The following is a 19857-nucleotide window of genomic DNA, read 5'->3' on the forward strand; positions in this document are numbered from 1 at the left end:
TCCCTTACTTTATCGGCAGTAAGTAGCGATGGCGCATTTGTTAACCGCTAGGAACCTTGCGGAGCCTTTGTATAACCTGCACAGAGATCCAAGAACCGGGTGTTGGCTTCCACCTCGCCGATGCTGACCCGAACACCTTCATTTCCAAAGGCACGAACAGACAAGGCCTGTCCTGCCGCCAAGGCAGCAAACTCCCCGCTATGCTCCCCGAGATTCAACCAGACGAAGTTGCCTTGAGCCTCGGGAACGAACCAGCCCAGTTCCCTCAGGCCAGCCGTCACGCGATCCCGTTCGTCCACCAGGCTTTGTACCCTTTCCACAACCTGATCGAAATTCTCGAGTGAAGTAACGGCGGCACGTTCTGCAATTTGGGAAACGGCAAAAGGAGTGGCCGTGACCCGGAGGTGCTGGGTAAGCAAAGGGCCGGAGACACTGTAGCCAACGCGCAGGCCAGCCAGGCCGTGCGCCTTGGAGAAGGTCCTCAACACAACCACATTGGGGTATTTGCGGTAGAGCTTGATGCCGTCCACGGCCTCCGCGTCCCGCACAAATTCCTGGTAGGCCTCATCGATGACCACCACAACATTGGGCGGCACGGCTTGGATGAACTGCTCCGTTTCCTCAGCCGTGAGGATCGGTCCGGTGGGATTATTGGGCGTGCACAGGAGAATCACTTTGGTGCGTACGGTGACTGCGGCAGCCATGGTCTCGAGGTCGTGGCGCCCGTCCGGCAACAGGGGGATTTGCACACTGGCTGCCCCTGCGAGCCCAACGCAGATGGGGTAGGCCTCAAAGGACCGCCAGGCGTAGATCACTTCGTCCTGCTTGCCGTCCTCATTCTGGCCGGCAAACGTGGCCAAAATCTGGTTCAGCGCCCCAAGGCTCCCGGCGCCGGTGACGACATCGTCAGCGGGAACATCCAGGAAGCCGGCCAAAGCGTTCCGTAGCTTCGTGGCCAGGGGGTCCGGGTATCGATTGATGTCTGTCTGGTCCGCAATTGCCTGCAACACTGCAGGAATCGGAGGCAGAGGGTTTTCGTTGGACGACAATTTGTAGCTGGTGAGGCCCTCAATCGCAGCAGGGGGTTTTCCAGCCGCATACTTGGGGAGCCTGTCTACGACCGGACGAGGGAGTACGCCCTCCGGTACGTTGTCAGTAGTAGTCATGGCTTCAAGCCTACTTGCCCATCTACGGCTTCCGCCGAGCTCTTTAACAGGCGCGTGTGAAAGCATGGGCCCATGGGTTCCTTCATCATTCGTGTCCTGATCAACGGGCTTGCCCTGTGGGTTGCAACCTGGCTCCTGCAAGGCATGGACATCTCCACAAGTGCCACAGAGTCGGCCGCAGCCAACGCAGGACTTACGCAGGGGGCAGACACCGCCGGCATCATTCTGGCGTATTTGTTCATCGGCCTGATCTTTGGAGTGGTGAACGCCTTTGTCCGTCCGCTGGTCAGGCTGTTGTCCCTCCCTGTGACCATCCTGACGCTTGGCTTGTTCACCATCGTGATCAACGCAGCGATGCTGTACCTGACGGCATGGCTGAGCACCTTCACGCCCGTGCACCTCACTATCGATTCCTTCTTCTGGACGGCAATCCTGGCCTCGATCATCATCAGCATCATCTCCATGGTGGCGGGCCTGATTCCGGGTGCAAGGAAGCGCTAGCAGCTCCGAATACTCGTCGTCTCCTTCTTCAGGGCCTTACCTTGTTCAGGGCTTTACCTTGTTCCGGCTCCAGCCCTCGTATCCGGAAGTGGCTGGCGTTCCGGGACGGAGAGCCGGGATCGGCGCTCTTTCCAGCTTGAACCGCGTCACCTTGGCCACCCCGCCAGCCCCGACAACACCCGCAAACGCGGCAGTCGATGCCGCTAGTGACTCGTCACGGCTTGCCTCAACGAGTTCTGCACCGGCCGCGTAGTTTTCCTGATCGTGTCCAGGGCCGATGCCGGGATCTTCGCCTTCGGGTGTCTTGACTTCATTGGTCAGCGTGACCGTCACCCTGTCCTTAGTATCGGCGTTGACCCGGCCGTCTGCTCCTGGAACCCAGTCTTGAACCTGCTCCAAGTGGAGTGAACTGATGCCGGGCTCCGCGGTGATGCCGCCGACAGGTGCCCCGGCCGTCAGCACATACTTGAGATCGAATTCGCTGAGAAACGCCTTGTCCCGGCTGAGGTTCATGGCGTGGACACCTCCCTGACTGTGTCCCACTGCCACCACTTGATCGCCCGCTTCAGCCCCGGCTTCACGCAGTGCCGCGCCAACAGCCGGGACAACTTCTTCGGAGTCGTAGCCCAGTGCTTCACCTATTCCTTGAATGTCGAAAGGATTGGTAGGGGGTGAATCCGGCTGGGTTCCAGGGATCAGCACCATCCATGAAGCAGAGCCGTTGTTGTCAAAGCGAATCACTTCAATTTCTCCGCTGTTGCGGGCGTGGAGCCTCTCGAGACGACGGAGGCTTTCCGCCATGGACGGATCCACGTCCGCCACCGATTCGTCCACTCTTTCAACGCTCACGGGTCTTGGCCGCAGGTCCGGACGGAGAGGCGATTCAAGGACGCCGCGAGCGACGCCCCCTGAACTCGTCCAATAAGGAAAAACTGCACCCGCCAGGTAATGGCTCATGTCCCGCGTCGGCGGCCAGGCCAATTTCATCTCGTCAAAGGTCGGGAGTCGCGGGAGAGCGTTCTTGGCCTCCGCTTCCACATAGTCCCTGTGGCTGGCCCGCACACTTCCACTGATCTCCACCAATTCCTGGCGAACCTTTCCCACTTCCTTCCGGCTCTCGGCCACAGCGTTGAGGGCGCTACAGCCAGTGTCATAGGAATCGTAGAGAAAGGGTTCCAGGCAGTCTTGAACCTGCCGCGCTTCTTCTTCGATGTCCAGGAGCTGCTGGACCAGTTCGTCAAGCGTGCCCGCACCCCTCAGGAGCTCCTCGAGCTGAAAAGACATTCCTCCCACCCCTCCCCTAATAGTGAGGATTCCGTCACTGGCTGGGCGAGAGGGCTGTGGTGCTGCGCCGGCCCCGACGGGAGCTGCATCTGCCATTACGGACCCCGTTCGCCTGAGACGGAGACGTTTTGAGAGTGTCGGAGCACCATGGCAACGGAGGCTTCCACCGACTCACGTGCACGCATCAGCGCTGAAGCATTCAGGGCAAGCGTGGTCCGGTAGGCCCGTCCCGCGGGAGAGAGCCAGTCATCCACCTGTGCTCTCCGCAGGGACGTGAGAACCTGGTCCACTTGGTCTACGCACGCTTGCATCCGCCACGCGAGCCTTTGGACTTCGTGGCTTCGGGAAGCACACTCCAAGGGATCAAAAGTAGGCGGGCTGGGTGCAGGCATCAAGCCGACGCTCATTGTCTGTGTACTCCGTTGATTGTTCTGCTGATCGGTAGGGTCGACGCTACGCAGCGGCCAAACCCAACGGAAGGGCCGCCGTCGGCTATGTGGATAACCCGATCGGCCGTCCACATAGGCTCGTCATCGACTCCCGACCCCTGCACGGAGCATGAAAGAATAGGCGACATGGCTGAATCCACCCGAGTGTCCCTCGCTTCCGAACCTCTCGCCCTTGGCGCCCTTGACGGCCGCTACCGTGCCGCCGTCGCGCCCCTCGTTGACTACTTGTCCGAGGCTGCGCTTAACCGCGATCGCGTTCACGTCGAAGTTGAATGGCTCATCCACCTGACCAGCCAGTCCGTATTGCCCGGCGCGGGGCCGCTGTCCGACGAGCAGGTGGCCCAGCTGCGTGCCATCGTTAACGAATTCGATGCCGCCTCTGTCAACGAACTCGCCGAGATCGAAGCCGTCACCGTCCACGACGTCAAGGCTGTTGAGTACTACATCGGCCGCCGACTGCCGGCCATTGGCATCGAGAACCTCACCGCCATGGTGCATTTCGGGTGCACCTCCGAGGACATCAACAACCTCTCCTACGCTGTGGGTATCAAGGGTGCCGTGGAGAACGTGTGGCTGCCCAACGCCACCGCCCTCGTGAAGCAGATCGAAGCCATGGCCGAAGCGAACCGCTCCGTGCCCATGCTGTCCCGCACCCACGGCCAGCCTGCAACGCCCACCACGCTTGGCAAGGAACTTGCTGTCATAGCGCACCGCTTGAACCGCCAACTGGCTCGCATTGCAAAGACTGAATACCTCGGTAAGATCAACGGCGCCACCGGCACCTACGCCGCGCACGTCGCTTCCGTCCCTAGTGCTGACTGGGAAGCTGTCGCCAAGACATTCGTGGAAGGCCTGGGCCTCACCTGGAACCCGCTCACCACGCAGATCGAAAGCCACGACTGGCAGGCAGAGCTTTACGCCGACATCGCACGCTTCAACCGCATCCTGCACAACGTGTGCACGGACATCTGGAGCTACATCTCAATCGGTTACTTCCGCCAGATCCCGGTCGCCGGGGCCACGGGTTCCTCCACGATGCCGCACAAGGTCAACCCGATCCGCTTCGAGAACGCCGAAGCCAACCTGGAAATTTCCAACGGCCTCCTGGACACCTTGGGCGCCACACTGGTCACCTCCCGTTGGCAGCGCGACCTCACGGACTCCTCCTCGCAGCGGAACATCGGCGTTGCCTTCGGCCACTCGCTGCTCGCGATCTCCAACGTAGCCAAGGGCCTGAAGGCCCTGGACGTCGCGGAGGAAGTCCTCGCCGGTGACCTCAACACCAACTGGGAAGTCCTGGGCGAAGCAATCCAGATGGTCATGCGCGCCGAAGCCATCGCCGGCGTCGAAGGTATGGAAAACCCGTACGAACGCCTCAAGGACCTGACCCGCGGCCAGCGCGTGGACGGCGCCCGGATGCAGGAATTCGTCCAGGGTCTTGGCCTCTCCCCCGACGCCGAGGCACGCCTGCTCGCCCTTACCCCGGGCAAGTACACGGGCATCGCGGACAAACTGGTGGACCACCTTCAGTAAGGATCACCTGCAGGTAGGACAGAATGCTCGACGACGGCGGGCCGGGGCTGAGTGCCTCGGTCCGCCGTCGGCGTTTAAGCTGGTGAACAGAATTGTGTTTCCACCACAAATCGCGGAACAGTTACCAACGTAAGGAGCGGAGCACGCATGAAGCTCCTGTTGATCAGGCACGGACAGACACCCGGCAACGTCGCAGGCCAGTTGGACACAGCGTTCCCGGGGCCAGGGCTCACCGAGCTCGGCGAACGACAAGCGGCCGCACTGCCTGAGGCCTTGGCTGACGAAGCCATTGAAGCCCTGTACACCTCGACGTTGCTGCGCACCCACCGGACCGTCGCGCCTTTGGCGAAGGCCACCGGATTGGAGCCGACAATTCTGGACGGCGTCCATGAAATTGAGGCAGGGGCTCTGGAGAAGAAAACCGACCACGAATCCCACCTCCGCTACATGAGCACAGTCTTCGCTTGGACAGACGGCGACTTGGATGTGCGCATGCCCGGAGCATTCAGCGGCCACGACTTCTTCGCCAGGTTTGATGCTTCAGTACGGAAAGTTGCCCAAGCTGGACACTCCACAGCGGCAATCGTCAGCCACGGTGCCGCAATCCGCTGCTGGGCAGGACGCAGGGCAACGGACATAGATACGGTGTTCGCAGAAACCCATCAACTCCCCAACACCGGGATTGTGGCCTTGGAGGGCGATCCCGAAGGCGGATGGCGCGTACTGCATTGGGACCAGATCCCGGTTGGAGGCATGGCGCTGGCAGACCAAACCGCCGAGGATCCCACGGGCGAGGCACTTCAGCCCTGATCCAGACTGGGCCCATTCAGCGACGTTGCGCGATTCAGGGATGTTGCAGGGCTCCGGTACGTTGCGGGGCCTGCTTTGCACGCAAAACCCACTCCGGAGGGCGCAGAGCAGGCCCCGCAACGCCAGAACTGCCTGCATTTCTCCCGACGCTTACGCGCAGGAAACACCGCGGTAACCACAGTTCCCTAGGCTTAAGACGCATAGACACCTCCCCGAAACCCGGCGAAATGAGGCAAGATGCAGACCAACCCACGGCTCAACATCCGGCAGGTAACTTGGGCGAACCCCGTGGGCGCAGACCTCCGCGCCGCACAGCAGGCAGAACTCGATGCCAGGTTCGGAACCACTGATCACGAGCCCGGTCCCCCGCCGTCGGAGGCCGACACCGCAGTATTCGTTGTGGCCTACGAGAAGTGCTCCGGCCAACCTCTCGGCTGCGGCGGCCTGAGAATGCTGGATGAGAAGACCGCCGAGATCAAGCGGCTTTACGTTGTCCCCTATGCCCGGGGCTCGGGAGTGGCGAGTTCGATCCTCGCAGCGCTCGAAGCGCAGGCTCATTCCCATGGGTTCAGTGTGATCGCGGCTGAGGCAGGATCGGCCCAGTCGGATGGGCGGAGTTTCTATGAAAGTGCGGGGTTTGCCGCCGTGCCAAATTTTGGTCCCTACGTTGGCGTTAGCGAGTCGTATTGCTATTCCAAGCGGATCGACTCACACAGCGCGTCGCACACTGCAATGGCCTAGGTCACGGGCGCAATATCAAGCGAAGGTTGCGCCGGTTCGATAATCTCGGATTATGGAAAAAGCAGACATCACCTTTCGCACCCGCAAATGGGTGCGGCCCGAGGACCTTAACGCCAACGGCACACTCTTTGGTGGCAGCCTGCTGAAGTGGATCGATGAAGAGGCTGCGATCTACGCCATCCTCCAACTGGGCAACGGCCGCGCCGTCACCAAGTACATTTCCGAGATCAACTTTGTGAGCTCCGCGGTCCAGGGCGACTTGGTGGAGATGGGCCTGACGGCGAAACGCTTCGGACGCACGTCCCTGACCATGCGGGCCGAGGTCCGCAATATGATCACCCGGGAGGCGATCCTCACCATCGAGGAAATCGTCTTCGTGAATCTCGGCGCCGATGGCCGCCCCCAGCCGCACGGTTACACGGAGATTACGTACGATCGCGACCGCATTCCCACGCACCACCTCACGGAAACCTTGGACGAGGACTAAACCAACCGGCGTCGTGCGTTCCCGCAGCTTGGCGGCGTGTAACCAGCCCGCCAATCAATCAGGAACGATGGGCAAACAGCGCAGGCCACCGTTGAACCCCAAGCAATCGGAGGGTAGAACGGATAAATGACCAACGACGTGAACTCTTGGATGGATCAGTACGTACGCGCGTGGACCTCGAATGACCCCGACGATATCCGCGCCCTCTTTACTGAAGATGCCGTCTATTCCGATCGGCCGAACACCGAAAAACAATGGAACGGCCACGACGAGATCGTCAAAGCCTGGGCAGACGCCGGCGACAAGCCCGAGGACTGGACCTTCGAATGGACGCTGCTCGGACAGGATGGTGACACCGTGTTCGTCCAGGGCCTCACCACGTACCTGAATGGCGAGCCCACCTATGACAACCTCTGGGTTATCCGTTTCGCCGAGGACGGTCGCGCCCGCGAATTCACGGAGTGGTACATGGCCCGCAAGAAGTCATCGGCCAGCTAGCCCGCGCAACTGGCTCAGTAGCTTTCGCGCTCAGCCGTTTCAGGCACCGGAATGAACGTTGATGCGAAGCCCTCGGAAGCGCGGGCAAGCACAGCGACATCGGCGCCAACCAGTACAAAGGAGGCACCGGCGTCGAGGTATGCGCGGGCAGTTGCCTCGTTGAAGGCGTTTACGCCAGCCGGTTTTCCGGCTGCTTTCGCGGCTGCAAGGCAATGCTCGACGACGGCCCTCACCAAAGGATTCTCCTGCTGTCCCAGCAGGCCCATGGAAGCGGCGAGGTCCGAGGGACCAAGGAAGATGCCGTCAACGCCATCGACGGCAAGGATCTCCTCAACGGAGGATGCCGCAGCCTCGGACTCAATCTGAACGGTGAGGCTGATCGAGTCGGAGGCGTTGGCCAAGTAGTCCGGGACGCGGTTCCAACGCGAGGCTCGGGCAAGTGCCGAGCCAACACCACGGACGCCAAGCGGCGGATAACGAACAGCGGCAACGGCGGTGGCTGCCTCAAAGGCTGAGTTCACCATGGGGATCAGCAGGTTCTGCACGCCGAGGTCCAAATACTGCTTAATTACCACTGTGTCATTCACGGGCGGCCGGACCATGACCTGCAGAGGGTAGCCGCTCACGGCATGAAGCTGTGCCACGATGGATTCCAGGCCGTTCGGGCTATGCTCTGCGTCAATCAGCAGCCAGTCCAAACCCGAGCCGGCACAGATCTCTGCAACCAGCGGACTTCCGGAACACACCCACATGCCGGCCAGCGGACGCCCCGCGTCACCAAGGGCCGAATAGAAGGTGGGGCTCAGCTGAAGTGACATGTCACAACTCCCAACGGTCCGTAGTCCGCGTGTACGGTATCACCTTTGTACACCCATAAGGGGCGTGTAAACGAGCCCGCGAGGATGATATCTCCAGCTTTCATTGAGTCCCCGTGTGCAGCGATCTTGTTGGCCAGCCAATGCACTCCGTTGGCCGGGTGATCGAGCACTCCGGCAGCCACTCCGGTCTCCTCCACGGTCTGGTTTTTGTACAGGATGGCGGATACCCAGCGGAGGTCGACGGCGTCGGGTCGCACCGGACGTCCGCCCACCACCATGGCGCCCATCGCGGCGTTGTCCGAGATGGTGTCCACGATGGTCCGGCCCTCCATCTCAATCCTGGAGTCCAGGATTTCGAGGGCCGGAACCACGTAGTCGGTGGCGTTGAGGACATCGAAAATGGTGCAGCCCGGTCCTTTGAGACCTGACTTGAGCACGAATGCCAGCTCCACCTCAACCCGGGGATGGGTGTACTTGTCCCATTCCACGGAGCATCCGGTCTCCAAGACCATGTCATCAAAAATGGCGCCGTAGTCCGGCTCCGTGATGCCCGTGGCGGCCTGCATGGCCTTGGACGTGAGGCCGATCTTACGCCCCACCAACGTGCGCCCCGCTTCCTCGTTCCGCCGCATCCACAACTGCTGCACGGAGTAGGAATCCTCCACCGTCATGTCTGGGTAGCGGGCGGTGAGGCGCGGTACCGGCTTGCGGTTGCGTCCGGCCTCGAGCAATTCGTCGGCAATGGCTTCGATCGTTTTCGCGTCCAGCATGGCTTTAGACCTGCGCTCCCAGTTTGAAACCCTCGGCAGCCTCGCCGGAGGCGCCGTCCGGACGAGTGTAGGAGAATCCGTCGGCGCCCACGGTGACAGCCATTTCCGAGGCGTCGGTACGCTCGATCACGGGTTGCGGGTTGCCGTCGAGGTCCAGGACCAGGGAGGCTTCGGTGTACCAGGACGGAACCACCGGGTTGCCCCACCAGTCGCGGCGTTGGTTGTCGTGGACGTCCCAGGTGACGGTGGGGTTGTCCGGATCACCCGTGTAGTAGTCCTGGGTGTAGATCTCTACGCGGTGGCCGTCGGGATCAAGGATGTAGAGGTAGAAAGCGTTGGACACACCGTGGCGTCCGGGGCCGCGTTCGATGCGGTCGGAGATGCGCAGGGCGCCCATCTTGTCGCAGATCTGGATGATGTTGTGCTTCTCGTGCGTGGAGAACGCGATGTGGTGCAGGCGGGGTCCGTTGCCACCGGTCAGCGCGGTGTCGTGCACAGTCTGCTTGCGGTGCATCCACGCGGCGTACGTGACGCCGTCGGAATCCTTGATGTCTTCCGAGACGCGGAAGCCGAGGTCCTCCAGGTACTTGCGGCCGCGCGGGACGTCAGGGGTCACCTGGTTGAAGTGGTCCAGGCGGACGAGTTCTCCGGCGGAGTAGAGGTCGTAGCGCTGGGTGAGGCGTTCGACGTGCTCAACGTCGTAGAAGAACTCGTACGGGAAGCCCAGCGGGTCTTCCACGCGGACGGAGTCGCCCACACCTTTGGTGAAGCCTTCCTTGCGGCGCTCAACCCGGCAGCCCAACTCGCGGTAGTACGCCTCAGCGGCGTCCACCTCGGCCGGGGACTTCACACGGTACGCGAACGCTGCGGCTGCCGCGACCGGGCCTTTGCGGAGGACCAGGTTGTGGTGGATGAACTCCTCGAAGGAGCGCAGGTAGATGGTGTTCTCATCTTCCTCGGTGACGTGCAGGCCCAGAAGGTCCACATAGAACGCGCGGGATTTGGCCAGATCCGTGACCACGAGTTCCAGGTAGGCGCAGCGGACAATGTCCGGAGCCGGGACTGCGGGAGTGGGGATGGGGCCGGTGAAGTTGCTCATGGGATTCTCTCTTCGTTGAAAGGGTGGTGTGGGAACCCAACTGAGTAGCAGTAGATGCCGTTTTGGAGACTCAAAACGCGCACTATTGCGACCTAGTCGGGTACTAGGCGCCGAACTTGGGCGTGTGGACGGAGCCGAGCGTGATGTGCACGGCTTGCTGATCGGTGTAGAAGTCGATGGAACGGTAGCCGCCCTCATGACCAAGACCGGAGGCCTTGACGCCCCCGAACGGAGTACGCAGATCGCGGACGTTGTGGCTGTTGAGCCACACCATGCCGGCCTCCACGTTCTGGGAGAAGTTGTGCGCCCTGGTCAGGTTCTGGGTCCAGATGTAGGCCGCCAGGCCGTACTTGGTGTTGTTCGCCAAGGCGAGGGCTTCGTCGTCGTTCTCGAAAGGCGTGATGGCCACGACGGGACCGAAGATTTCCTCCTGGAAGATCCGCGCGTCAGGGGCGACGTCGGCAAACACCGTGGGTGCTATGTAGTTGCCTTCGGGCAGGTGGGCGGGTCGGCCTCCGCCGGCCAGGAGCCGCCCTTCGGACTTGCCGATCTCCACGTACGACGCCACCTTCCGGTAGTGCTCGGGGTGGACCAGTGCGCCTACCTGGGTCTTGGGATCGTGGGGATCGCCCACCACGATGTTCTTGGCCCTGGCGGCGTACTTTTCGCAGAATTCGTCGTAGATGGCGCGCTCAACCAGGATGCGGGAGCCGGCGGTGCAGCGTTCGCCGTTGAGGGAGAACACACCAAACAGCGCGGAATCAATTGCGGCATCCAGATCTGCATCGGCGAACACGACGCATGGGGACTTGCCGCCGAGCTCCATGGACAGGCCCTTGAGGTTGGCTGCGGCGTTGCGGAAGATCGTCTGGCCCGTGGTGGTCTCGCCCGTGAAGGAAATCAGCGGAACGTCCGGGTGTTTCACCAGGGCATCGCCGGCTTCTTCGCCCAGGCCATTGACCAGGTTGAACACGCCGTCGGGCAGGCCTGCGTCCTTGAAGATCTGCGCCCACAGTGAAGCAGAAAGCGGTGTGAACTCGGCCGGTTTCAGCACCACGGTGTTGCCGGTGGCCAGAGCCGGGGCGAGCTTCCAAGACTCCAGCATGAACGGGGTGTTCCACGGCGTGATCAGGCCAGCGACGCCGATCGGCTTGCGGTTCACGTAGTTGATCTGCGAACCCGGGACCTTCATGGCGTCATCGAACTGCGCAACGATCAAGTCGGCGAAGAAGCGGAAGTTCTCGGCAGCGCGGAGGGCCTGGCCCTTGGCTTGGGTAATCGGCAGGCCGGTATCGAAGGTTTCGAGCTCGGCGAGGCGGGCTTCCTGTGCCTCTACTGCATCGGCGATCTTGTTCAAGACCCGGGCACGCTCACGCGGCTTCATCTTCGGCCACGGACCATTGACGAATGCTTCGCGGGCCGCGGCGACGGCCAGGTCGATGTCTTCCTTCTGTCCCGCAGCAGCCGTGGCGTAGTTGCCGTTCGATACCGGGTCCAGGACATCGAAAGTCTTGCCGGACAGGGAGTCAACAAACTCGCCGTTGATGAAGTGCTGGATATGGGACGGAAGGTTCTCGGGAATGTAATGCTTGGCGGTCTCTACTGAGGTCGTCATCGTTGAAGTCCTAACTAGTGATCAGTGGCTGGTAATTACTGTTTGGCCTGGGCCAGGTAGGCGTCCAGGGTGGCTGCGCGGTGCTGGCGAGCTGCTTTTTCGATGGTGTCGGCGTCTGCAGCGCCCTCAATAAGCTGCAGCAAGGCCTCGTGTTCGCGCACCGACTCCTGCGCGCGGCCGGGAACGAACCGGAAAGTCGACGAACGAAGCGAGGCCAGCCGGTTCCATCCCCGATGCACCAGGTCAAGAATGTGCGGATTGGGGCAGTGCTCAAACAGGACGCTGTGGAAGTCCTGATTAAGAGCGGTGAATCGGACGGGATCAAAGTGCTCCAGGCACTCGCGCATTTCCTCATTGACCCCGCGGGCCCGGGCAATGGCTACCGAGTCGATCAGCGGTGCGGACAACGCAGTGGCCGCGCCCTCCACAATGCTCAAGGTCTGCATCGTGTACAGGTATTCGGTGGGGTCGATTCCGGCCACCGTGGCGCCCACGTTCCGCTCGAACTTCACCAGACCTTCGGCCTCCAGACGGCGGATCGCTTCGCGGACCGGGACCACGCTGAAGCCCAGGTCCTCGGCGATCTTGGCGAGCACCAGCCGGTACCCCGGAGTGTAGGTCCCCTCAACGATGCGCGCCTTCACAGCGGCATACGCCTGTTGGGACTTGCTTTCGGGATTAGCTTTCAGGGCAGGACTTCCGACGGCGGTTTCAGTCACCTGAGGCTCCTTCCGGGCTTTGGCTGGCCGACCACTCCGCGTACCGCGCCTGCCATTCCTTGTTCATCGGGTACAGCCCATCAACGCTGTTCCCTTCCTGGACCATCTGGAAGATGAACGTCTCTTCCTTCTCCTGCTGAATGCAGTCGTCCACCAGTTCCTCGGCAATGGCCGGCGGGATCACCAGGATGCCGTCCGAGTCGGCCACGATAATGTCGCCCGGCTGAACGGTCGCGCCGCCGCATGCGATGGTGATGTCGGTGTCCCACGGAATGTGCCGGCGTCCCAGGACTGCGGGGTGCGGGTTGGCGAAGTAAGTGGGCATCTCCAGATCGGCCACGGCCGAGTAGTCGCGGACGCCGCCGTCGGTGATGATCGCAGCAGCCCCGCGGACCTGGGCCCGCAGCGCCAGGATGTCACCGACGGTGCCGGTGCCCTTCTCGCCGCGGGCTTCCATGACCAGGATTTCGCCCTCATTCACGGAGTCGATGGCCCGTTTTTGGGCATTGAAGCCGCCGCCGTGGGTCTTGAAGAGGTCCTCACGGTTGGGCACATAGCGCAGGGTCCGGGCCAGGCCCACCACCTTGCGGTCCGGGCGGGTGGCCTGCAAGCCGTCAATGCTCACGTTGTTCAGCCCGCGCTTACGGAGCTGGGACGACAATGTGGCGGTGGCGACAGACTCCAGCTTCGCCTTCAGCTCCGGCGTCAGGACGGAAGCAGCCTCCGGTCCTGCAGCCTCCAGACCAGCCGCCTCACGCGATCCGTACGCCTCTTCCCGCTGGATGTCATCGGTCTTGGGACGGGCACCAAAGTCCGCGAACGGCGTCGTGCCTTCCGTGACTTTGGTGGCCAGGCGGCCGCTGCTGAAGTCACCGCCGGTGACCTCAATCTCGACGACGTCACCGGGCTTGGCAACGGAGGCACCGGCGGGGGTTCCGGTGAGGATGATGTCGCCCTCTTCGAGCGTGAGCAACTGGGAGAGGTCCGCGACGAGTTGGGCGAACGGGAAGAGCAGGTCCTCGGTGATGTCGTCCTGGACCAGGTAGCCGTTGTGCCAGGTGCGGATCCGCAACCGGGTGGGATCCACGGCGTCGGCAGGAATGAGTGCCGGGCCAACGGGAGTGAAGCCGTCGCCGCCCTTGGACCGGACGTTGGATCCCTTGTCCGCGTAGCGGAGGTCGTACACACCGAGGTCGTTGGACGCGGTGACCCACTCGACGTGGCTCCACGCATCCTCCAACCCCACGCGCCGGGCCGACTTGCCGATGACCAACGCGATCTCGCCTTCATAGCCGAGCAGTTCGCAGCCGGCCGGGCGCTCAACCGTGCCGGGAGCATCCGCGGAGCCGAGCGTCAGGGATGAGGACGGCTTCAGGAAGTACGAAGGCTGCTCGGGAGTGCGTCCGCGCTGGGCCGCGCGGCTGGGGTAGTTGATGTGGACCGCAATGACTTTGCGCGTCCGGGCCAGCATCTCCTGGCTGACTTCCTGGGTCCGGAACTCCAGTGTCACGGCGCCTCCTCTTCCTCGAGCTGCATCAAGTACGAAATCGTATACGATAACTATGGACCGGAAACGTGATCTGCGTCAACCCCCTCCCCAAAACCCAACTAAGTAGCAGCTGAGGGCGTTTTGAGCGTCCAAAACGGCCTCTGCTGCTACCTACTTGGGGGATGCTGGTACTTGAACCAGGAGCAGTGGGAGGTAACAGCATGGAGCAGAAGAGTGAGCCGGAGCTGCTGAGATTTGCCAGCGGCGCGGAGTGGGAAGACTGGCTCTCCGCGAACCACAGCACCAAGGCCGAAGCCTGGCTTGTCATCGGGAAAAAGAACTCGGGCGCCGGACTCATTGAGATACAGGACGCCTTGGACGGCGCCCTCTGCTTCGGCTGGATCGATGGCCAACGCAAGGGCCACGACGACAAGACATTCCTGCAAAGGTACTCCCGACGTCGGGCCCGAAGCTCGTGGTCCCAAGTGAACGTGGGCAAAGTGGAAGCACTGATACGGGCACGACGCATGCAACCTGCCGGGTACGCCGAAATAGATGCAGCCAAAGCTGATGGCCGCTGGGAAGCCGCCTACGTTTCGCAAGCCAACGCAGAGGTTCCGGAGGACCTGCAGGCCGCACTCGCCGGAAACCGGGCCGCCAAGGAAACCTTCGAAAATCTGGGCAAGACAGAGCGCTACCTCATCATTTTGCAGGTGCTAAAAGCCCGCTCCACAGAGTCCCGCGCCAAGATCCTGGCGAAGGCGGTGGAGACGCTGGCGGTGAGAAGCTAGCTGCTCTTACAAACTGTCGGTGGGCTCCCGTAGGGTACCGGCATGGACATCATCCTTGTACCCGGTTTCTGGCTGGACGCGTCGTCGTGGGAGGAGGTGACGCCGCCGCTGGAAGCAGCCGGCCACACAGTTCATCCGCTGACGCTGCCGGGGCTGGAGTCGGTGGACGCATCACGCGCGGGCATCGGCCTTCGCACGCACATCGACGCCGTGGTGGCGAAAGTGGACTCCCTCGACGGCAAGGTCATCCTGGTGGGCCATTCAGGTGGCGGCGCCATCATCCATGGCGTAGCAGATGCCCGCCCGGACCGAGTGGCCCGCGCCATTTTCGTTGACAGCGGTCCGCTCGGTGAGGGCGGTGTCATCAATGACGAACTGCCCGACGACGGCGACGACGTCCCGCTGCCGCCATGGGAATTGTTCGAGGAAGAAGACCTCGTAGACCTGACTGACGACCTCAAGGACGCGTTCCGGGCACGGGCCATCCCGGAGCCCAAGGGCGTTTCCTTCGACCAGCAACACCTGAGCGACGTCCGGCGCTACGACGTACCGGCCACGATCATCGCCTGCCAGTTCCCGTCGTCGCTCCTCAAGGAGTGGATGGATGCCGGGCACCCGTTCACGGCAGAACTCGCCAGGATCCGGGACGTCGAGTACATCGACCTCCCCACCGGACATTGGCCTCAGTTCACCAAACCCAAAGAGCTGGGCGAGGCGATCCTGACGGCGGTCGAACGCGCCAAATAGACCTCCGACGGCGGCACTTACCCGACGCGGCCGCCCTCAGCGAGGAGAGTTCAGGCCTTGGGCGGCGTGTTGGTCGCCGGACCTTCCGGCGCAGCGCCGCCCTCGCCTGTCCAGTCACTTCCCGTGGCGTCATCCAAGGCAGGATCGGACACCACGTCCGACTTGATAGTGGGCACGGTGGTGACGGTGGGCTTGCTGCTGGAAGAGGAGTCAGCATGCTGACCCGCCTTGGGGGAAGTGATGCCAGGGAACATCGCTTCTGCCTTTTCCAGTAACTTCTTGCCGGCCTCATACAGGTTGTCCAGAATGTCCGGCACGGATTCCTGGACTGCTTCCGTGGCCTGGTGCACGTTCTCTTGAACCTCAGGGTTCTTCCAAAGCTTCTCGGTGCCTCCGCGGACCCGCCGGTACACCTCCGGCCAGGACTTCGATCCCCATACGTAGCCGACAGCCACGCCAACGGCGAACAATGCTTTGCCTTTCACAGCAATCACTCCTTCCGAGGTGTTATTCCTCGACACTATCCCTGCCGGGCATGCCGTGTCACCTGCCCATTGATTGCGGGCCGGTTAATAGTGATTTGCCGAAATAAAACATTCGACTAAACTGTTATGCCAACCAGCGGATAACCGCAGGAAGTAACCGCATGAAACCCGAGGAGTGAAACCATGGGACTGGGTGACAAGATTAGTAATGCCGCCGAAGAAGCAGGCGGCAAGGTCAAGGAAAAGACCGGCGAAACCACCGGCGACAGGAACCTGCAGGCCGAGGGCGTCGGCGAGCAATCTGAGGCAAACCTCAAGCAGTCCGGCGAGAAAGTCAAGGACGCCGCTCAAGGAGTCAAAGACTCCCTCAAGGGCCACTAGGCCGCGAATCCGCAGCATTCGGAGCCCGCAAGCAAGGGCCGACTAATAGTCAGGTTACTTGCTACTTGCCTCGGGAGCCGCTAGCGTTGCTGGTGTAGTACCGAGTCCGACCCAATCGGCAGGAGTGCTTTATTGGCTGCATTTCATAAATTCATCGGGATTGCATAAAAAGTTCCAATCCCCACATTCCATAGGGCCTTCAGGGGCCCCATTACGGTGCCTACACCTTGGAACAGGCACCCGATGAACATACTCGCTTCATCACGTTCATGGAATTTCCATCAACAAGAAAGTAGGAGCAAAAATGGGTTTCTTTGGTTTTCTTCTGCTCGGCCTTTTGGCCGGCGCTATCGCAAAGCTTATTCTTCCCGGTCGCCAGGGTGGCGGCTGGCTGGTCACCCTCCTGTTGGGCGTCGTCGGCGCACTCCTGGGCGGCTGGATTGGCGGGCTCATCTTTAACACGGGCCTGCAGGAATTCTTCTCCCTCACCACGTGGCTCCTGGCTATCGGCGGCTCCATCATTGTGCTGCTGATCTACGGCCTGGTCACCAACCGCAGGACCCACCATGGCTAACAACCAGAACCGCGACGCCAACGGCGACGAACTCGAAGGCCAGTATTCCGAAGGCGACTACGGAGACACAGGTGTGTCCCCGGAAACACTGAAGGACGATGCCGGAGGCGACTACACCGAAGGTGACTACGCCGAGAAGACGGTACCTTCGGCTGACGCCGAACTGGATGAAAAGAACACGGAAGACGTCCCTAAGGACCGGCCCTTCTCCTCCGAACCGGACGAAGAAGCTTCAGGCTCCAGTCGACCGTAACAACTGAATACAGCCAAGAACCCGGAGAACTGCAGATGCAGTCTCCGGGTTCTTGCGTTGTGCGGGTTCATACATTGTGGGGCCTGATATTTTCGGGCATGGATTGTTGGGGCATCGACTCGGAAGTCCGCGTAGCGTCGATGAAAAGGATGGAGCGCCGGGTGCAGGACGGAGGCATGATGCAGGGTTGGAATCGGGCCATAGAGCTCATCGAGCAAGACCTCACCTCGGATATCGAGGTGGGTGCCTTGGCTCGTGCTGCCCTGACCTCCGAGTACCACTTCCGCCGGATGTTTTCCTCCCTGGCTGGCCTGCCCATATCTGAGTACATCCGCAGGCGGCGCCTGACGGCAGCCACTGCGGAAATCCTCGAGGGCGGGACTGTGCTGAACGTTGCCGTCCGCTATGGGTACGGATCGGCAGAGGCATTCACCCGCGCGTTCAAAGCCCTGCACGGGTTGAGCCCCTCTGAGGCACGATTGCCGGGCGCGGTTCTCCATTCCCAACCTCAATTGAGGTTCCACCTCCGAGTTGAAGGAAACGCCGACATGAAGCACCGCATAGAAGATCAACCTGCTTTCCGCCTCATAGGCCTGAAAGCCCGTGTCCCTTTGGTCCACGAGGGACCCAATCAAGCCATCATCGACTTCCAGCGAGGACTGGACCCCGCTGTCACCAAGCAATTGGTGGAGATTGCGGACATGGATCCCGCCGGCCCGCTCTCAGTCACTGACAACATCGAAGAGCAGCGCAACGAGGGAAGCGAACTGGACTACTGGCACGCAGTGGCCTCTACCAAACCGGTCCCGGAAGGTTTCGAGTCCCTGGAGGTCCCGGCCGGCCTGTGGGTGGTCTTTGAAGCCGAGGGAAAGTTTCCGGAAGTCCTGCAGGGTATGTGGGCTGATGCCGCCACGGAATGGTTTCCTGCCAACCCCTACAGGTGGGCGCCGGGACCGGAAATGCTCAGCGTCCAGGTGGAACCCGGCGGCACGCATGGCCGCGGGCAACTGTGGATCCCCATTGAAAGGGAAGAACTACGCTGAGGGAGCTGATCCCAGAAGCTGCCGAATTTCATCCAAGGGCAACACGTTCTGCCGGTATTCACGGGTGAGGACACGCAGTACGGACTCTGCGGCTTCCGCGTCCTCCGTCCCAATGGCCTCGGCCGCATAAATCACCTTGATGTTGTGGGCAAAGGCGTCAGCGGCCGTTTGGGCAATGCAGTTATGGGCTGAAATTCCGGCAAGAATGACGGTGTCGACGCCCCAATTCCTCAGGCGCATGGCAAGATCTGTTCCGAAAAAGGCGCTGTCCCTGGTCTTGATCAACCGGGGAAGATCTGCAGTGAGCAGCCCGGGAACGAACTCGGCCTGCTCACTGCCCCTGAAGATAAATCCCTGATCATCGTCGAGCATGTTCAGGCTCCACGTGGATTTGTCCCGTTCATGCACGGTTCCTACCAGGATCACTTTGGTCCCGGCTTGGAGCGCTGCGCTGGTCAACGAATTGCAGGCAGCAACAATTTCTTCCTGGCGCCCCTTGAGAGCAGGGTCCTCGAAGTAGGCATTCTGCATGTCGATCACCAAAACAGCGATCATCGTTGTACTCCCTAAACCTGAACCTCAACAAACCGCCCGGGCAGAGATCAGAGTCCCTTCCCGCCCGTGACCGGAAGGACTGCCCCCGAAATATAGGAGCCTTCATCGGACGCCAGCAACACGAAGGCTGGCGCCAGCTCGGCAGGCTGGCCGGCACGACCCAGTGGTGTGTCTTGCCCAAAGGTGGGGAGCTTGTCCGGCCATTCGGTGGCTGGGATCAGTGGAGTCCAGATAGGGCCAGGCGCCACTGCATTAACGCGGATCCCCTTGGGCCCGAGTTCCTCGGCCATGGCCTTGGTGAAGGCCACCTGGGCCGCTTTGGTCATGGCATAGTCGATCAACTGGGCGGACGGATTGAACGCCTGGATGGATGCCGTGACAATGATCGAGGCGCCCGGCCGGAGATGCGGAATGGCTGCCTGCGCCGTCCAGATCAGCGAGTACAGATTGGTTTTGAAGACACGGTCGAACTCCTCCGTGGGTATGGTTTCCAGGCCTTCGCGGTTCTTCTGGTAGGCCGCATTCAAAACCACCACGTTGAGCCCGCCAAGCTCCTGCACTGTACGTTCCACAATCTCGGCCGCGAAGCCTTCATCCCGCGCATCGCCGGGCAACAGCAGGGCTTGCGCTCCGCACTCACGGATCCAATCCGCCGTCGACTGCGCATCTTCCTCTTCCTCCGGAAGATAACTAATGGCCACGTTGGCGCCCTCGCGCGCGTAGGCAATGGCTACCGCAGCGCCGATGCCGGAGTCACCGCCGGTGATCAACGCGGTCTTACCCTGCAGGCGCCCGTGCCCCACGTAACTCTTCTCGCCATGGTCCGGTTGCGGATCCAGTGGTCTGGTGAGGCCCGGCTGTTCCTGCTCCTGCTGGGGGAATTCGCCCGAGTGGTACCCGCGGCGCGGGTCTGATGGTGCGGAGGTGAGGCGGTTCCCGTCGGTTTGCGGCTTGTCAGTCTGGTTCGGATCACCTTGAGTCATGATTCTGCCCCTTTTCATTGCACGGCACGGTGCTTTATTCACTCCACGGTACTTTTGCCCTGTACC

At 61.5% G+C, this 19857-nt stretch carries 24 protein-coding genes; 12 read left to right on the top strand and 12 right to left on the bottom strand.

Annotated elements, in window-relative coordinates; translation table 11 throughout:
* Window positions 1–47: 47 nt before the first annotated feature.
* Window positions 48–1166 carry a histidinol-phosphate transaminase gene (locus KCX59_RS20810; RefSeq protein WP_179016808.1) on the bottom strand — a complete coding sequence of 373 codons (1119 nt, stop codon included), beginning with the start codon at window positions 1164–1166 and terminating at the stop codon, window positions 48–50.
* A 72-nt stretch (window positions 1167–1238) separates the two neighbouring features.
* Between KCX59_RS20810 and KCX59_RS20815 the strand changes: the two genes are divergently transcribed.
* Entirely contained in the window at window positions 1239–1667 is a 429-nt protein-coding gene (locus tag KCX59_RS20815; RefSeq protein WP_017198820.1) for a phage holin family protein, read from the top strand.
* A gap of 45 nt (window positions 1668–1712) precedes the next feature.
* Here the strand turns inward: KCX59_RS20815 and KCX59_RS20820 are convergent, their stop codons facing one another.
* Together KCX59_RS20820 and KCX59_RS20825 are read right to left on the bottom strand one after the other, a co-directional pair.
* Complete coding sequence (locus KCX59_RS20820) at window positions 1713–2951, bottom strand: hypothetical protein (RefSeq protein ID WP_256871342.1); 1239 nt, start codon at window positions 2949–2951, stop codon at window positions 1713–1715.
* A gap of 95 nt (window positions 2952–3046) precedes the next feature.
* A complete protein-coding gene (locus KCX59_RS20825; RefSeq protein ID WP_434122541.1) occupies window positions 3047–3343 on the bottom strand; it encodes a hypothetical protein in 297 nt (98 codons plus the stop codon).
* 183 nt (window positions 3344–3526) lie between these two features.
* Here KCX59_RS20825 and purB point away from each other — a divergent pair, with 183 nt between their 5' ends.
* From purB to KCX59_RS20850, 5 genes are all read left to right on the top strand, one after another.
* Window positions 3527–4933, top strand: a complete 1407-nt coding sequence (gene purB / locus KCX59_RS20830; RefSeq protein ID WP_178993709.1) for an adenylosuccinate lyase — start codon at window positions 3527–3529, stop codon at window positions 4931–4933.
* A gap of 147 nt (window positions 4934–5080) precedes the next feature.
* Window positions 5081–5743 (top strand): histidine phosphatase family protein, encoded by a 663-nt coding sequence (locus KCX59_RS20835; protein WP_178993712.1) that lies wholly within the window; start codon window positions 5081–5083, stop codon window positions 5741–5743.
* A gap of 237 nt (window positions 5744–5980) precedes the next feature.
* Entirely contained in the window at window positions 5981–6484 is a 504-nt protein-coding gene (locus KCX59_RS20840; RefSeq protein WP_017198825.1) for a GNAT family N-acetyltransferase, read from the top strand.
* Window positions 6485–6536: 52 nt separating this feature from the next.
* Window positions 6537–6971: an acyl-CoA thioesterase gene (locus KCX59_RS20845; RefSeq protein WP_017198826.1), complete on the top strand. Its 435-nt coding sequence runs from the start codon at window positions 6537–6539 to the stop codon at window positions 6969–6971.
* 126 nt (window positions 6972–7097) lie between these two features.
* On the top strand, window positions 7098–7469 hold the full coding sequence (locus tag KCX59_RS20850; protein WP_179016806.1) for a nuclear transport factor 2 family protein: 372 nt from the start codon (window positions 7098–7100) through the stop codon (window positions 7467–7469).
* 14 nt (window positions 7470–7483) lie between these two features.
* On the opposite strand, the gene KCX59_RS20855 is transcribed toward KCX59_RS20850, so the two are convergent.
* The 6 genes from KCX59_RS20855 to KCX59_RS20880 form a co-directional block, all read right to left on the bottom strand.
* Entirely contained in the window at window positions 7484–8287 is an 804-nt protein-coding gene (locus KCX59_RS20855) for an HpcH/HpaI aldolase family protein (RefSeq protein ID WP_179016805.1), read from the bottom strand.
* Complete coding sequence (gene hpaH / locus KCX59_RS20860) at window positions 8272–9057, bottom strand: 2-oxo-hept-4-ene-1,7-dioate hydratase (RefSeq protein ID WP_179016804.1); 786 nt, start codon at window positions 9055–9057, stop codon at window positions 8272–8274. Before hpaH ends, KCX59_RS20855 begins: the two co-directional genes overlap by 16 nt.
* A gap of 4 nt (window positions 9058–9061) precedes the next feature.
* Entirely contained in the window at window positions 9062–10156 is a 1095-nt protein-coding gene (hpaD, locus tag KCX59_RS20865) for a 3,4-dihydroxyphenylacetate 2,3-dioxygenase (protein ID WP_178993717.1), read from the bottom strand.
* Window positions 10157–10259: 103 nt separating this feature from the next.
* Complete coding sequence (gene hpaE, locus KCX59_RS20870; protein WP_091463774.1) at window positions 10260–11771, bottom strand: 5-carboxymethyl-2-hydroxymuconate semialdehyde dehydrogenase; 1512 nt, start codon at window positions 11769–11771, stop codon at window positions 10260–10262.
* Window positions 11772–11806: 35 nt separating this feature from the next.
* Window positions 11807–12490: a GntR family transcriptional regulator gene (locus KCX59_RS20875; protein WP_179016803.1), complete on the bottom strand. Its 684-nt coding sequence runs from the start codon at window positions 12488–12490 to the stop codon at window positions 11807–11809.
* Entirely contained in the window at window positions 12483–13961 is a 1479-nt protein-coding gene (locus tag KCX59_RS20880) for a fumarylacetoacetate hydrolase family protein (RefSeq protein WP_218648899.1), read from the bottom strand. Before KCX59_RS20880 ends, KCX59_RS20875 begins: the two co-directional genes overlap by 8 nt.
* Window positions 13962–14200: 239 nt before the next feature.
* Between KCX59_RS20880 and KCX59_RS20885 the strand changes: the two genes are divergently transcribed.
* Window positions 14201–14770, top strand: coding sequence for a YdeI/OmpD-associated family protein (locus KCX59_RS20885; protein ID WP_179016801.1), 570 nt, complete (start codon window positions 14201–14203; stop codon window positions 14768–14770).
* A gap of 42 nt (window positions 14771–14812) precedes the next feature.
* The gene (locus KCX59_RS20890) at window positions 14813–15517 is read left to right on the top strand and encodes an alpha/beta fold hydrolase (RefSeq protein WP_179016800.1); all 705 of its coding nucleotides are present in this window, start codon (window positions 14813–14815) and stop codon (window positions 15515–15517) included.
* A 50-nt stretch (window positions 15518–15567) separates the two neighbouring features.
* Here the strand turns inward: KCX59_RS20890 and KCX59_RS20895 are convergent, their stop codons facing one another.
* Window positions 15568–16002, bottom strand: a complete 435-nt coding sequence (locus KCX59_RS20895) for a hypothetical protein (RefSeq protein ID WP_091467377.1) — start codon at window positions 16000–16002, stop codon at window positions 15568–15570.
* 183 nt (window positions 16003–16185) lie between these two features.
* On the opposite strand from KCX59_RS20895, the gene KCX59_RS20900 reads away from it, so the two are divergent.
* From KCX59_RS20900 to KCX59_RS20915, 4 genes are all read left to right on the top strand, one after another.
* Window positions 16186–16383: a CsbD family protein gene (locus KCX59_RS20900; protein ID WP_091463788.1), complete on the top strand. Its 198-nt coding sequence runs from the start codon at window positions 16186–16188 to the stop codon at window positions 16381–16383.
* A 304-nt stretch (window positions 16384–16687) separates the two neighbouring features.
* Entirely contained in the window at window positions 16688–16957 is a 270-nt protein-coding gene (locus KCX59_RS20905) for a GlsB/YeaQ/YmgE family stress response membrane protein (protein WP_178993727.1), read from the top strand.
* Window positions 16950–17210, top strand: a complete 261-nt coding sequence (locus KCX59_RS20910; RefSeq protein ID WP_179016799.1) for a hypothetical protein — start codon at window positions 16950–16952, stop codon at window positions 17208–17210. The genes KCX59_RS20905 and KCX59_RS20910 overlap by 8 nt, the downstream gene beginning before the upstream one ends.
* 98 nt (window positions 17211–17308) lie before the next feature.
* Entirely contained in the window at window positions 17309–18253 is a 945-nt protein-coding gene (locus KCX59_RS20915) for an AraC family transcriptional regulator (protein WP_256871341.1), read from the top strand.
* Here KCX59_RS20915 and KCX59_RS20920 read toward each other — a convergent pair.
* A complete protein-coding gene (locus tag KCX59_RS20920; RefSeq protein WP_178993731.1) occupies window positions 18245–18808 on the bottom strand; it encodes a cysteine hydrolase family protein in 564 nt (187 codons plus the stop codon). The genes KCX59_RS20915 and KCX59_RS20920 overlap by 9 nt on opposite strands.
* A gap of 47 nt (window positions 18809–18855) precedes the next feature.
* Entirely contained in the window at window positions 18856–19791 is a 936-nt protein-coding gene (locus tag KCX59_RS20925) for an SDR family oxidoreductase (protein WP_179016797.1), read from the bottom strand.
* Window positions 19792–19857: the final 66 nt, after the last annotated feature.

The sequence above is a fragment of the Paenarthrobacter nitroguajacolicus genome (assembly GCF_051027655.1).
Classification (GTDB): Bacteria; Actinomycetota; Actinomycetes; order Actinomycetales; family Micrococcaceae; genus Arthrobacter; species Arthrobacter nitroguajacolicus.

Excerpts from the sequence above, each read along its gene's own strand:
- KCX59_RS20810 (WP_179016808.1), bottom strand. The coding sequence starts at position 1,166 with ATGACTACTACTGACAACGTACCGGAGGGCGTACTCCCTCGTCCGGTC.
- KCX59_RS20815 (WP_017198820.1), top strand. The coding sequence starts at position 1,239 with ATGGGTTCCTTCATCATTCGTGTCCTGATCAACGGGCTTGCCCTGTGG.
- KCX59_RS20820 (WP_256871342.1), bottom strand. The coding sequence starts at position 2,951 with ATGTCTTTTCAGCTCGAGGAGCTCCTGAGGGGTGCGGGCACGCTTGAC.
- KCX59_RS20825 (WP_434122541.1), bottom strand. The coding sequence starts at position 3,343 with ATGCCTGCACCCAGCCCGCCTACTTTTGATCCCTTGGAGTGTGCTTCC.
- purB (WP_178993709.1), top strand. The coding sequence starts at position 3,527 with ATGGCTGAATCCACCCGAGTGTCCCTCGCTTCCGAACCTCTCGCCCTT.
- KCX59_RS20835 (WP_178993712.1), top strand. The coding sequence starts at position 5,081 with ATGAAGCTCCTGTTGATCAGGCACGGACAGACACCCGGCAACGTCGCA.
- KCX59_RS20840 (WP_017198825.1), top strand. The coding sequence starts at position 5,981 with ATGCAGACCAACCCACGGCTCAACATCCGGCAGGTAACTTGGGCGAAC.
- KCX59_RS20845 (WP_017198826.1), top strand. The coding sequence starts at position 6,537 with ATGGAAAAAGCAGACATCACCTTTCGCACCCGCAAATGGGTGCGGCCC.
- KCX59_RS20850 (WP_179016806.1), top strand. The coding sequence starts at position 7,098 with ATGACCAACGACGTGAACTCTTGGATGGATCAGTACGTACGCGCGTGG.
- KCX59_RS20855 (WP_179016805.1), bottom strand. The coding sequence starts at position 8,287 with ATGTCACTTCAGCTGAGCCCCACCTTCTATTCGGCCCTTGGTGACGCG.
- hpaH (WP_179016804.1), bottom strand. The coding sequence starts at position 9,057 with ATGCTGGACGCGAAAACGATCGAAGCCATTGCCGACGAATTGCTCGAG.
- hpaD (WP_178993717.1), bottom strand. The coding sequence starts at position 10,156 with ATGAGCAACTTCACCGGCCCCATCCCCACTCCCGCAGTCCCGGCTCCG.
- hpaE (WP_091463774.1), bottom strand. The coding sequence starts at position 11,771 with ATGACGACCTCAGTAGAGACCGCCAAGCATTACATTCCCGAGAACCTT.
- KCX59_RS20880 (WP_218648899.1), bottom strand. The coding sequence starts at position 13,961 with ATGCTGGCCCGGACGCGCAAAGTCATTGCGGTCCACATCAACTACCCC.
- KCX59_RS20885 (WP_179016801.1), top strand. The coding sequence starts at position 14,201 with ATGGAGCAGAAGAGTGAGCCGGAGCTGCTGAGATTTGCCAGCGGCGCG.
- KCX59_RS20890 (WP_179016800.1), top strand. The coding sequence starts at position 14,813 with ATGGACATCATCCTTGTACCCGGTTTCTGGCTGGACGCGTCGTCGTGG.
- KCX59_RS20900 (WP_091463788.1), top strand. The coding sequence starts at position 16,186 with ATGGGACTGGGTGACAAGATTAGTAATGCCGCCGAAGAAGCAGGCGGC.
- KCX59_RS20905 (WP_178993727.1), top strand. The coding sequence starts at position 16,688 with ATGGGTTTCTTTGGTTTTCTTCTGCTCGGCCTTTTGGCCGGCGCTATC.
- KCX59_RS20910 (WP_179016799.1), top strand. The coding sequence starts at position 16,950 with ATGGCTAACAACCAGAACCGCGACGCCAACGGCGACGAACTCGAAGGC.
- KCX59_RS20915 (WP_256871341.1), top strand. The coding sequence starts at position 17,309 with ATGGATTGTTGGGGCATCGACTCGGAAGTCCGCGTAGCGTCGATGAAA.
- KCX59_RS20920 (WP_178993731.1), bottom strand. The coding sequence starts at position 18,808 with ATGATCGCTGTTTTGGTGATCGACATGCAGAATGCCTACTTCGAGGAC.
- KCX59_RS20925 (WP_179016797.1), bottom strand. The coding sequence starts at position 19,791 with ATGACTCAAGGTGATCCGAACCAGACTGACAAGCCGCAAACCGACGGG.